This is a genomic window from Acutalibacter sp. LFL-21 (genome assembly GCF_025630755.1).
Taxonomy (GTDB): domain Bacteria; phylum Bacillota; class Clostridia; order Oscillospirales; family Acutalibacteraceae; genus Acutalibacter; species Acutalibacter stercoravium.
In genome coordinates this window covers 1-11,975 of record NZ_JAOTNT010000001.1, presented here as the reverse complement: position 1 = coordinate 11,975, position 11,975 = coordinate 1, and the positions used below count along the sequence as shown (strand labels likewise).

The window sequence follows — 11,975 nt, the reverse complement described above, 5'->3', positions numbered from 1 at the left end:
CCCCCTTCTCAAAACCCACATCTCTTCACGATGGTTTTGGCGAATTTTAATAAATCATAGCATAAAAAGTCCGGGAAAAGCAACCGTGGTGGAGACAATTCCCAGAAAAAATCCCGGAAAAACACGGTGCGGCCCCGCTCCCGATAGCTTGCGCCGGCAGGGTTGCTTTCAGCATCCTTCACGCAGGGCTGCGTCACGCAGCTCCTGGGCGGTAGAGGCTAGAAGGGCGGCCCCGTTTTCCCGCAGCTCCGCTTCGTCCCGGAACCCCCAAAGCACCCCGCAGGGGACCATGCCCGCGTTCCGGCCGGTCTGCATGTCCACGCCGCTGTCGCCCACATAGAGCACCCGGCCCGGCTCAACCCCCAGGTCAGAGGCCATCTGCAACACAGCTGTGGGGTCTGGCTTTTTGGGGACGCCGTTTCTCTGGCCATGGCACTGGTCCACCAGCTCCCCGAAGAGGGCGCCGGTAATGTACTGGGCCATGTTGTCCGGCTTGTTGGAGAGCACCCCCAGCTTCATCCCCCGGGCCTTCAAATCCCGCAGGGCTTCCGGAATGCCCGGGTAGGGCTCCACCAGCTTCATGGGTTCGCTTTCATAACGGCGGTCATACGCGGCGCGGAAATCCCGCACCTGCTCCTCGGAAAGCTGCGCCCCCACGGTTTTCAGCATCCGCCGCATCAGCACATCCGCCCCGTTGCCCACCAAGGACTTATAGGTCTCCACCGGGATTTCCGGCAGGCCGTATTCCCGCAGGGTGCTGTTGCCAAAATAGGCGATTGAGGCCAAGGTGTTGGCCAGGGTGCCGTCCAAATCGAAAATGCAGGCGTCAAAACGCCGGAGATTCTGTTCCATCTTTCCTGCCTCCTTTAACGAGTATGGGTCTATTATAAAAAGGAAAGGCGGGAAAATCAAGCGCTGCCCTTGCGCGGCCGGAAAAGCCGTGCTATAATCCATGTAAATGTGGAAGAAAAATGGAGGGACTCATTGTGGATCATGCGCAGAAGGCTTTGGAGATGCACCGGGAGTGGAAGGGAAAGATCCGGGTAACCACCCCCTGCGTCTTGGAGAATAAAGAGGACCTGTCCGTGGCCTATACCCCTGGGGTGGCCGCCCCCTGTCTGGAGATCCAGAAGGATGTGGAGAAGTCCTACGAGTACACCCGCCGGGGCAACCTGGTGGCGGTGGTCACCGATGGCACCGCTGTTTTGGGTTTGGGGGACATCGGCCCCGAAGCTGGAATGCCTGTAATGGAGGGCAAATGCGCCCTGTTCCAGGCCTTTGCCGGCATCGACGCCTTTCCCATCTGCGTGCGCTCCAAGGATGTGGACGAGATCGTCCACACGGTGGAGATGATCGCCGGTTCCTTCGGCGGCGTCAACCTGGAGGATATTGCCGCCCCCCGCTGCTTTGAGGTGGAGGCCAAACTGAAGGAGCGGCTGGATATCCCGGTGTTCCACGATGACCAGCACGGCACCGCGGTGATCACTGTTTCTGCCATGCTCAACGCCTTAAAGCTGGTGGGCAAGAACATTGAGGAGGTCAGCGCGGTGGTCAACGGCGCCGGAGCCGCCGGCACTGCCTGCACCAAGCTGCTCATGGCCCTGGGATTGAAAAACGTGGTGGTCTGTGACAGGATGGGCGCTTTGGTCCCCGGCCTGCCCGGCATGACTCCCGCCCAAGCCCAGCTGGCGGAAGAGACCAACCCCCAGCGGAAGTCCGGACCCCTGGCAGAGGTGATCCGCGGGGCGGACGTGTTCATGGGCTTCTCCGCCCCCGGCGTGCTCACCGGGGAGATGGTGAAGACTATGGCTCCTGACGCCATCGTGTTCGCCTGCGCCAACCCCACTCCGGAGATTTTCCCCGAAGAGGCCCTGGCCGCCGGCGCCCGGGTGGTGGGCACCGGCCGCTCCGACTATCCCAACCAGATCAACAACGTGCTGGCTTTCCCCGGCATTTTCCGGGGAGCGTTGGACGTGCGGGCCCGGGAGATCAACGACGAGATGAAGGTGGCCGCGGCCCAGGCCCTGGCCGGCCTGATCCCCGCGGAGGAGCTCAGTGAGCAGAACATCATCCCCTCCGCCTTTGACAAGCGGGTGGTCCCCGCAGTGGCCAAGGCCGTGGCGGAAGCGGCCCGCCGCACGGGTGTGGCCCGAGCTTAAAAAAGTGTGAAAAAAATACTGGCGTATCCCGCCGGAATGTATTATAATAGAAAAGGAGCCGGTGCCCCGTTGGATCGCGGGGCGAGGGGCTCTATCCAAAGAGAAGATGACAACCATGAAACATGAAAACAAAATGATCTACCGTGTAACGCTGACCGCCGTATTTGCGGCGCTGGTGTTTGTCTCCAGCATGTTGAGCGTGCCCATCCCCGTGGCCATTGGGGATGTGACCCGCATCCACTTGGGCAATATTTTCTGCCTGCTCTCCGGTTTTGTACTGGGGCCTGTGGGCGGCGGTTTGGCGGCGGGCTTGGGTTCTGCGCTGTATGATATGACCAATCCGGCCTATATCGCCTCCGCTCCCTTTACCTTTGTCTTTAAGTTCCTCCTGGCCGCTGTGTGCGGCTGGGCGGCCTATGCCAGAGGCAGCCGGGCGGAGAACCATGGCCAGAACATTCTGGCGGCCATTGCGGGCAGCGCCACCTATATGGCGCTGTACTTGGGCAAGAGCTTTATCGAGGGCATGCTTCTGGGAAGCGCCCTGGTCCCCGTGCTCCTTTCCGTGGGTACCAAGGCCGTTACGTCCAGTGTCAACGCTGTTATCGCCGTGGTGGTTTCCGTGCCCTTGTGCGCGGCTATTCGGCTGGCGTTGAAAAAAAGCCATCTGCTGGAAAAGCTGGGCTAAAGCCTTTCTGAAAGCGCCCTGCGTAGCTTGGGATTTTTTCTCAACGCGAAGTTTTTTGAAAAATCATCGAAGAGTTTACAAGCCGTCACATCCTTTTCACATAGCCGGGGGATAATAAGGGCACAACAAGGGGATAAAAAGGAAACCCCTTGGGAGCATCTACAATCTCCCAATGCTTTGGAAAGGAGCAATGGTTTATGTATAATCCTTATGATGAGAACAACATGGGTGCTGCGAATAACACCGGCGAGCCCATGGAGCAAGATACTGAAAAGAGGGAAAACGAGAGCGCGGAAAGCGCCGCCCAGGAACCGGCTTCTGTGGAGTCTTCCGAGTACCACTACACGGGCAGCCAGGTAAAAGACCGGGATTCCCAGGCTTCTACCCCCTATGGCGGACAGGGATCTCACAATCCCTATCCCACCCAGAGCGGCTGGCAGTATGGCAATCAGCCCCAGCAGCCCAGCACCTACACGTGGAACGGCGCTACCCAGCAGCACAATGTCCCTTATTACACGCCTCAGAAGCCGCCCAAGCAGAAGAAGCCCCGGGACGGCAAAAAGGTGAAAAAGACCGCTTTGGCTGTGATTGCCGCGGTGCTCTGCTGCGCGGTGGTCTCCTTCTCTTCTGTGGGCGTTTTCGCCCTGATGATCCAGAACGGCATTGTCAATGTGGAAAGCACCGGCTCCAGTGAAACGGCAGCCTTTACCTTGTATAAGAACGCGGACAGCAACGATACCTCCAACGCGGTGGTCACCACGGATAGTTTGACCCGCCAGGAGGCCGCACAGAAAGTCATCCCCTCTGTGGTCTGCATCCAGAATTACCAAATCAGCCAGCAGGGCTTTGTCTTTGGCTATGGCGGCAGCGACAGTGGCGAGTCTGATTCTTCGTCTCTGGCAGGCGAGGGTTCCGGCATTATTATTTCAGAGGATGGCTATATTGTCACCAACCAGCATGTAATCGACAACGCCACCAATTTGAAGGTGGTCACCAGTGACGGCATGACTTATGAAGCCTCCTTGGTGGGTGAGGATACCCAGACGGACCTGGCGGTCATTAAGATTGACGCCACCGGCTTGACAGCGGCGGAGTTTGCGACTTCTTCCGACCTGCAGGTGGGCGATGAGGTTATGGCCGTGGGTAACCCTGGCGGCATGCAGCTCAACTCCAGCGTGACCTTTGGCTATGTTTCCGCGCTGAACCGCCCGGTTACCAACAGCGACACGGGGTATACTGTCAACTGCATCCAGACGGACGCGGCCATCAACCCCGGTAACTCCGGCGGTGCCTTGGTGGACATGAATGGCCGTGTGGTGGGCATTAACTCCTCTAAGATTGCCGCCACCGATTATGAGGGCCTGGGATTTGCTATCCCCTCGGATACGGTGCAGCCCATTGTCTCCGATCTGATGGAATATGGCTATGTGCAGGACCGTCCCATGCTGGGCGTGACCGGCGGCTATATTGACCAGCTGACTGCCAGTTTTTATGGCGGCACCTCCGGCTTCTATGTCAGTGAGGTTGTCAGCGATGAGGCAACTCGTTCTGGCCTGCAGCGGGGCGATATCATCACCGCCATTGACGATACCCAGGTTACCAGCGCCAACACCATCGCCAATTATATCGCGGACAAAAAGCCCGGGGATACAGTGACCCTTACTGTGTATCGCTCCTCTACTGGTTCCAGCGGTACGGTGGAGCTGGCCCTGTCGGAGAACACGGGCACTTCCAACTAAAGTTTTGAGTACAAGTTTCTTTTTCATAAATCTCCTTTTTCAAGCAAGGGGGGCGGGACGCAAGTCCCGCCCTTCTTGCGTCTACAAAAAGCCGGGGCGCGGGCGGCTTGGGCTGTCCCTTTCCGAGAGACCAGGAGCGCGAAGTGGGAGCGGCAGCTTGCCGCCGCCCTTCTTGCGTCAACAAAAAGCCGGGGCGCGGGCGGCTTGGGCTGTCCCTTTCCGAGAGACCAGGAGCGCGAAGTGGGAGCGGCAGCTTGCCGCCGCCCTTCTTGCGTCTACAAAAAGCCGGGGTGCGGGCGGCCTGGACTGTCCCTTTCCGAGAGACCAGGAGCGCGAAGTGGGAGCGGCAGCTTGCCGCCGCCCTTCTTGCGTCTACAAAAAGCCGGGGCGCGGGCGGCCTGGGCTGTCCCTTTCCGAGAGACCAGGGGCGCGAAGTGGGAGCGGCAGCTTTCTGCCGCCCTTCTTGCGTCTGCAAAAAGCCGGGGCGCGGGCGGCTTGGGCTGTCCCTTTCCAAGAGACCAGGGGTGCGAAGCGGGAGCGGCAGCTTGCCGCCCGAGCCTGTGAGAGAATGAGAGAGTGTGTGGTCAGATTCACTAAATTGAAAAATAAAAATATGGGTTCTATTCATAATCGAAAATGCAAAAACGTCTTTTTGCCAGTATTTTTTATGAAAAAGGAAACAATTTAGTTGCGTCTACAATTTTTTTGACGGACTCTTGACAGCTGGACCCGGAAAGCGTATGCTTGGGGTGAATTGATGGTCCAAGGATGAGCTGGGAGTGGAAACAGTGCCCGGTGTTCAGTGGGGCAGGAAAGGCTTGTTTTCCAAAAAGGGTAAAGCTCAACGCGGAGGACAAGTGCCACACTGATCCCTTTTGGACCATTTTATCATGCAGGGCTGCGTGGTTAGCAGCAAAGGGGTGATTGTTTTGGACGGGATCCGCGACACGTTGATGGAGGAGCTGGACAGCCATACGGCGTTTACCATTCCCATTTTCGGGGGAATTCCTGTGGCGGAATCGGTGGTGGTCACCTGGGGGATCATGGCCTTTCTGGTGATTCTTTCCATTCTGTTTACCAGACATCTGAAAAAGGTGCCTGGCAAGGCTCAGCTTGTGGCGGAGATCTATGTGGGATTTATCAATAAATTTACCCGCAACACCCTGGGCGAAGAACATTGGCGCGGCTTTGCCCCCTATTTTGGCACCATTGGGCTGTACCTGGCCGTAGCCAATATGATCGGCATGTTTGGCATTACGCCTCCCACAAAGGATCTGAATGTTACGGCGGGGCTTGCCTTGATGAGCTGCGGCCTGATCTATGGTTCCAGCTTTAAGATCAAGGGCCTGAAGGGAGGGCTTCACAAATTTATCGAACCCATCCCCCTGCTGCTGCCCATCAACCTGATGGAGGTCATCATCCGGCCCTTGTCCTTGTGCATGCGGTTGTTTGGCAATGTACTGGGGGCCTTCATCATTATGGAGCTGATCAAGCTGGCAATTCCAGCGATCTTGCCCATGGCGCTGAGCATGTATTTTGATGTGTTCGACGGCATCATTCAAACCATTGTCTTTGTGTTTTTAACCGCCCTGTTTACCGCAGAGACAATTGAGTAAAGCACAGTTGGGAATGAACGGGCCGCAGCCCGTTATTCATAAAAAGATTGAGAGAATAAAGGAGTAGATCATCATGAGTGTTGCACTTGGAGCCGCTATCGCAGTTTTGACCGGCATTGGCGCCGGTTTGGGCATTAGCTTTGCCACCGGCAAGGCTGTAGACGCCATTGCCCGCCAGCCTGAGGCTGCCAGCAAGATCCAGAGCTCTCTGCTCATCGGCTGCGCTCTGGCCGAGGCCACCGCTATTTACGGCCTGGTCATTGGCATCATGCTCATTCTGTTTGTGGGCTAAGAGCAAAGGCAATTTTAAAGCAAAACGAGGAAGGGGCGTATTGGTGTGCTGAACCTGGACTGGAACATCGTCTGGACCATTGTAAATATCCTGGTGCTTTTCCTGCTTTTAAAGCATTTCCTGTTCAAGCCCATTACGGAAATGATGGAAAGCCGCACTGCGGAGATTGAAAACAATTTGAAGGACGCTGAGGACCAGAAGCAGAAGGCTTCGGAGCTGACCGCCCAGTATGAGGAAAAGCTCCAGGGGGCCCATGCGGAGGCCGCCCAGATTGTTTCTGAGGCCAGGCAGCGCGGCCAGCGGGAATATGACGCCATTTTGAAGACCGCTGGACAGGACGCCCAGAAGGAGCAGGAGCGCGCCCGGGCAGATATGGAGCGGGAGCGGGAAGAAATGCTGCGGGGCGTGCAGGAAAACGTCACCGAGCTGGTCCTGCTCACGGCCTCCAAGCTTTCGCAAAAGGAATTGGATGAAGAATCAGACCGCAAGCTGGTGGATTCTTTCCTCTCAGAAGCCGGTGGTGATGAGCGATGAGAACACTGGAGACACGCTATGCGCTGGCACTGTTTGAGCTCATCCGGGACGAGGAGGGCTTGCAAGCAGCCGCTGCTCTTCTGCAGAAAGAGCCTTCTCTGTGGCAGGCCTTGAATGACCCCTGCGTCCCCCGGGCTGAAAAGGACCGGGTGCTGTGCCGCCTGCTCCAGGGCCGGGTAGCCCCGGTCCTTTTGAGCTTTTTCCGGCTTTTAAGCCAGCGGGAAAGGCTGCCCTTGCTGCCCGCTATTCTGAAAAGCTATCACCTGCTGTGCCTGAAAGCGGAGAATGGGGCCCAGGCGCTGTACCGCTGCGCCCGCGAACCCGACCCTTCGGACCTGGCCCGCGTGGGAGAAGCGTTAAAGCGGCGTCACGGCCTTTCTAAAATTGAGTTTCAGGTGGAGCTGGACCCAGGGCTGCTGGGGGGCTTTGTCCTGCAGCTGCAGGGCATTACCTATGACAAGAGCGTGCGGGGAATGCTGCAAGGCCTGCGCCGCTCTCTGAAGGAGGGGAAATAAATGATGAACGGCAAACCGGAGGAGATTGTATCCATTTTGCGGGAAGAGATCTCCCATTATGAGGAAAAGACCCAGATCAGCGAGACCGGCTCCGTCGTTCAAATTGGCGACGGCATTGCCACGGTGTATGGCCTGGAAAATGTTATGTACGGCGAGCTTCTGGAATTTGAAAACGGTGTGAAGGCCCTGGCCATGAACCTGGAGACCGGCAGCGTGGGCTGTGCCATTCTGGGCCCGGAAGAGGGCATTGAAGAGGGGGACCAGGTGCGGCGCACAGGGCGCCGGGCAGACGTGCCTGCTGGTGAGGAAATGCTGGGCCGTGTGATTGATGCCCTGGGCAACCCCATCGACGGAAAGGGCCCCATCCATACGGAGAAGACCATGCCCATCGAGCGGGAAGCCTCCGGCGTGGTCACCCGAGAGCCTGTCACGGTGCCGCTTCAGACCGGCATTCTGGCGGTGGACGCCATGGTGCCCATTGGCCGCGGCCAGCGGGAACTGATTATCGGCGACCGGCAGACGGGTAAAACCTCTATTGCGGTGGATGCCATTCTCAACCAGAAGGGGCAGAATGTTATCTGCATCTATGTGGCCATCGGCCAGAAGAACTCCACCGTGGCCAAGATTTACAACACCCTGTCAAAGCATGGGGCCATGGAGTACAGCATCATCCTGAACGCCTCTGCCAGCGAGCCGGCCCCTGTGCAGTATATTGCCCCTTATTCCGGGGTGGCCATTGCGGAATACTTTATGAACCAGGGCCGGGATGTGCTCATCGTCTACGATGACCTTTCCAAACATGCTGTGGCCTACCGGACGTTGTCCCTGCTTTTGAAGCGCTCTCCCGGCCGCGAGGCTTATCCAGGCGACGTGTTTTACCTTCACTCCCGCCTGCTGGAGCGCGCCTGCCGCATGGCCCCGGAATACGGCGGCGGTTCCATCACCGCCCTGCCCATTATCGAGACCCAGGCCGGTGACGTGTCCGCCTATATCCCCACCAATGTTATCTCCATCACGGACGGCCAGCTCTACTTGGAGTCCAACCTGTTCCACTCTGGCGTGCGTCCCGCTGTGAACGTGGGCCTTTCCGTCTCCCGTGTGGGCGGCGCGGCCCAGACTAAGGCGGTGAAGAAGATCGCAGGTTCTCTGCGTATTGACCTGGCCCAGTTCCGGGAGCTGGAGGTGTTTACCCAGTTCAGCTCGGACCTGGACGCCGCCACCAAAGAGGCGCTGGACCACGGCAACCGCTTGGTGGAAATCTTGAAGCAGCCCCTCTATCACCCCATGAAGGTTTCCCGGCAGGTGGTCATCCTCTATGCCGCCACCCAGAAGCTGTTGGCCGATGTGCCGGTAGAGCGGGCCCGGGAATTTGCCTGGGGCCTGGCGGACGAACTGGAGAAGGAGCGCCCCCAGGTGATGGAGGAGATCGACAAAACCGGCCAGCTCTCCGAAGCGGGAGAACAGGCCATCCGGGAGTGCTGCGAGGACTATAAGAAGCGGGTGAGCGCCACATGGCAAGCATAACGGAGATCCGCTCCCGCATGCGGAGTGTGGAACAGACCCTGAAGATCACCAACGCCATGTACCTTATTTCTTCGGCAAAGGTGAAGAAGGCCCGCAAGCAGCTCTCAGAGGTGGAGCCCTATTTTGACCGGCTGGCAAAGACCATCTTGGATATTTTCCGCCACTCCCCAGACCTGCAGCACCGGTATATCGAGGGCCATGAAAAGCCCAAGGAAGAACGGAAAACAGGCTTTGTGGTGATTACGGGAGACAAGGGCCTGGCCGGCGCTTACAACCACAATGTTCTGAAACTGGCAGAGAGCTACCTGGCCAGGAAGAAGGACCCCACCTTGTTTTTGATTGGCCAAATGGGCCGCCACTATTTTGAGAAAAAGAATATCTCCATTGACGGGGAGTTCATGTATACGGCCCAGGACCCCACGCTGGAGAGGGCCCGCGAGATTGTGGATACGCTTGTGGGGTTGTTCGAGCAAGGGGCGCTGGATGACATTTACCTGGTGTTTACCCACACCTATTCCGCTATGCGGATGGAGCCGGAGATCATCAAGCTTCTGCCCCTGGACCGGGCCATGCTCAGCGCCCGCCGGGGCCTTTCCGAGGCGGACCAATACAGGGACGTGGTGCGGTATGAGCCCTCAAAGGAGGCCGTGCTGGATGTGCTGGTTCCCGGCGTTCTGAAGGGCTATATGTTCGCCGCGCTGGTGGAGTCCTTCTGTAGTGAGCAGAATGCCCGCATGACAGCCATGGACACAGCCTCTGACAGCGCGAAGGAGATGCTCAGCTCCCTGTCCCTAGAGTTTAACCGGGCGCGCCAGGGCGCCATCACCCAAGAGATTACAGAGATTGCCGGCGGCGCCGCGGCTCTGACCCAGTCCTGAGCGGCGGGTTTTTGGGGGAATACAGCCGGGGAGCAGCCTCCCCGAGACCATAGAGAAAGGGGTCCCTTTCATGGAAGGAAATCGAGGAAAGATCCTGCAGGTCCTGGGGCCTGTGGTGGACGTTCAGTTTGAAAACGGCAGTCTGCCCAAGATCTACGACGCGCTCACCGTGGAGAACGGCGGGGAGACGCAGGTGCTGGAGGTGCTTAAGCACTTGGGAGATGGGGCGGTGCGCTGCATCACTCTGGCCACCAGCGAGGGCTTGACCCGGGGCATGGAGGTCACTGCCACTGGCGGCCCGATCTCTGTGCCCGTAGGGGAGGGGACCCTGGGCCGGATGTTCAACGTGCTGGGAAATCCCATTGATGAAAAGGGCCAGGTGGACTGCAAGGAGAAGTGGCCCATCCACCGGGAGGCCCCCGGCTTTGCCGAGCAGAGCTCTCAGGTAGAGATTTTGGAGACGGGCATTAAGGTCATTGACCTACTGGCCCCCTATGCCAAGGGTGGCAAGATCGGCTTGTTTGGCGGCGCCGGCGTGGGCAAGACTGTGCTCATCCAGGAGCTGATCCGCAACATCGCCACCGAGCACGGCGGCTATTCCATTTTCACTGGCGTGGGAGAGCGCACCCGCGAGGGCAACGACCTGTGGCGCGAGATGACGGAGTCCGGCGTCATTGAAAAGACGGCCTTGGTCTTTGGCCAGATGAACGAGCCCCCCGGGGCCCGTATGCGTGTGGCGCTGACCGGCCTGACCATGGCTGAGTATTTCCGGGATCGGGAGCACCAGAACGTGCTGCTGTTCATCGACAACATCTTCCGGTATGTTCAGGCGGGCTCGGAGGTCTCCGCGCTGATGGGCCGCCTGCCCTCCGCCGTGGGCTACCAGCCTACCCTGGCCAACGAGATGGGCGCGCTGCAGGAGCGCATCACCTCTACCAAAAACGGGTCCATCACCTCGGTGCAGGCGGTGTACGTCCCCGCCGACGACCTGACCGACCCGGCACCTGCCACCACCTTCGCCCATCTGGACGCCACCACTGTGCTCTCCCGTAAGATTGTGGAGCAGGGCATCTACCCCGCGGTGGACCCGCTGGAGTCCACCTCTCGGGTGCTGGAGCCCGACGTGGTGGGGCAGCGCCATTACGACGTGGCCCGCAAGACCCAGGAGGTGCTGCAGCGCTATCGCGAGCTGCAGGATATCATTGCCATTCTGGGCATGGAAGAGCTGGGTGACGAGGATAAGCTGGTGGTCAGCCGCGCCCGCAAGATCCAGCGGTTTTTCTCCCAGCCCTTCTTTGTGGCCCAGGCTTTTACAGGCAAGGAAGGCCGCTATGTGGCGGTGGAAGATACGGTTAAGGGCTTTGAGGCCATTTTGGGCGGCGAGCTGGATCAGGTCTCTGAGGTGGCGTTCCACAACATGGGCACCATCGAAGAGGTCTGGAAAAAGAGCAAGGAAGAGGTGTAAGGAGGGATCCTCTTGGCTTCCACGTTTTATTTGGAAATGGTTTCTCCTCAGAACATATTCTTCTCTGGAAACGCGCGACAGATTATCCTGCCAGGCCCGGACGGCTCTTATGGCGTGCTGCCCAACCACGAGCCAATGGTCACTGCCATCACGGCTGGAATTGCGCGGTATCAGGACGAGGAGGGCCGATGGCATGTGGCAGTGGTCAGCGACGGCTGTGTGGAGGTTATGCCAGAGCGCGTGATCGTTTTGGCGGCTACTATCGAGCGGCCAGAGGAGATCGACCGTAACCGCGCCCTTGCGGCGAAACATCGTGCGGAAGAGCGCCTGCGCCAGAAGCAGAGCCAGCATGAGTATTATCAGACGCAGGCGGCCCTTTCCAGGGCGCTGGCCCGCCTCAAGGCAAAATCAGGAAAATAGAACGCAATGGAGAGCAGTATGCTCTCCATTCAGCCTGTAGAAAAACCTGCTCCGGCAATTAAGCCAGAGCAGGTTTTTTGCTTGGAAACGAAAGCGGAAACGGAAAAAGCATCAAAACAACAGCTACACTTTTCCCCCATCCTGTTCG

12 protein-coding genes are annotated in these 11,975 nt (G+C 58.4%); 11 read left to right on the top strand and 1 reads right to left on the bottom strand.

Translation table 11 applies throughout. The features are described 5' to 3' along the window. Positions 1 to 168: 168 nt before the first annotated feature. Positions 169 to 852, bottom strand: a complete 684-nt coding sequence (locus ODJ80_RS00060) for an HAD family hydrolase (protein WP_263040383.1) — start codon at positions 850 to 852, stop codon at positions 169 to 171. Positions 853 to 1,013: 161 nt separating this feature from the next. Between ODJ80_RS00060 and ODJ80_RS00055 the strand changes: the two genes are divergently transcribed. From ODJ80_RS00055 to atpC, 11 genes are all read left to right on the top strand, one after another. Continuing rightward, positions 1,014 to 2,159 carry an NAD(P)-dependent malic enzyme gene (locus tag ODJ80_RS00055; protein ID WP_442863881.1) on the top strand — a complete coding sequence of 382 codons (1,146 nt, stop codon included), beginning with the start codon at positions 1,014 to 1,016 and terminating at the stop codon, positions 2,157 to 2,159. Between the two features lie 115 nt (positions 2,160 to 2,274). Continuing rightward, positions 2,275 to 2,844, top strand: a complete 570-nt coding sequence (locus ODJ80_RS00050; RefSeq protein WP_263040382.1) for an ECF transporter S component — start codon at positions 2,275 to 2,277, stop codon at positions 2,842 to 2,844. Positions 2,845 to 3,041: 197 nt separating this feature from the next. Continuing rightward, the gene (locus tag ODJ80_RS00045) at positions 3,042 to 4,583 is read left to right on the top strand and encodes a S1C family serine protease (protein ID WP_263040381.1); all 1,542 of its coding nucleotides are present in this window, start codon (positions 3,042 to 3,044) and stop codon (positions 4,581 to 4,583) included. Between the two features lie 929 nt (positions 4,584 to 5,512). Further along, positions 5,513 to 6,199: a F0F1 ATP synthase subunit A gene (locus ODJ80_RS00040; RefSeq protein ID WP_263040380.1), complete on the top strand. Its 687-nt coding sequence runs from the start codon at positions 5,513 to 5,515 to the stop codon at positions 6,197 to 6,199. A 73-nt stretch (positions 6,200 to 6,272) separates the two neighbouring features. Then, the gene (atpE, locus tag ODJ80_RS00035; RefSeq protein ID WP_178864322.1) at positions 6,273 to 6,491 is read left to right on the top strand and encodes an ATP synthase F0 subunit C; all 219 of its coding nucleotides are present in this window, start codon (positions 6,273 to 6,275) and stop codon (positions 6,489 to 6,491) included. 45 nt (positions 6,492 to 6,536) lie between these two features. Continuing rightward, on the top strand, positions 6,537 to 7,025 hold the full coding sequence (gene atpF, locus ODJ80_RS00030) for a F0F1 ATP synthase subunit B (protein WP_178864323.1): 489 nt from the start codon (positions 6,537 to 6,539) through the stop codon (positions 7,023 to 7,025). Further along, positions 7,022 to 7,540, top strand: a complete 519-nt coding sequence (gene atpH / locus ODJ80_RS00025; RefSeq protein ID WP_263040379.1) for an ATP synthase F1 subunit delta — start codon at positions 7,022 to 7,024, stop codon at positions 7,538 to 7,540. Before atpF ends, atpH begins: the two co-directional genes overlap by 4 nt. A gap of 3 nt (positions 7,541 to 7,543) precedes the next feature. Next, entirely contained in the window at positions 7,544 to 9,064 is a 1,521-nt protein-coding gene (gene atpA / locus ODJ80_RS00020) for a F0F1 ATP synthase subunit alpha (RefSeq protein ID WP_178864333.1), read from the top strand. Then, complete coding sequence (atpG, locus tag ODJ80_RS00015; RefSeq protein WP_263040378.1) at positions 9,052 to 9,942, top strand: ATP synthase F1 subunit gamma; 891 nt, start codon at positions 9,052 to 9,054, stop codon at positions 9,940 to 9,942. The genes atpA and atpG overlap by 13 nt, the downstream gene beginning before the upstream one ends. A 70-nt stretch (positions 9,943 to 10,012) precedes the next feature. Further along, on the top strand, positions 10,013 to 11,407 hold the full coding sequence (gene atpD / locus ODJ80_RS00010; RefSeq protein ID WP_263040377.1) for a F0F1 ATP synthase subunit beta: 1,395 nt from the start codon (positions 10,013 to 10,015) through the stop codon (positions 11,405 to 11,407). A 12-nt stretch (positions 11,408 to 11,419) separates the two neighbouring features. Next, on the top strand, positions 11,420 to 11,827 hold the full coding sequence (atpC, locus tag ODJ80_RS00005; RefSeq protein WP_263040376.1) for an ATP synthase F1 subunit epsilon: 408 nt from the start codon (positions 11,420 to 11,422) through the stop codon (positions 11,825 to 11,827). Positions 11,828 to 11,975: the final 148 nt, after the last annotated feature.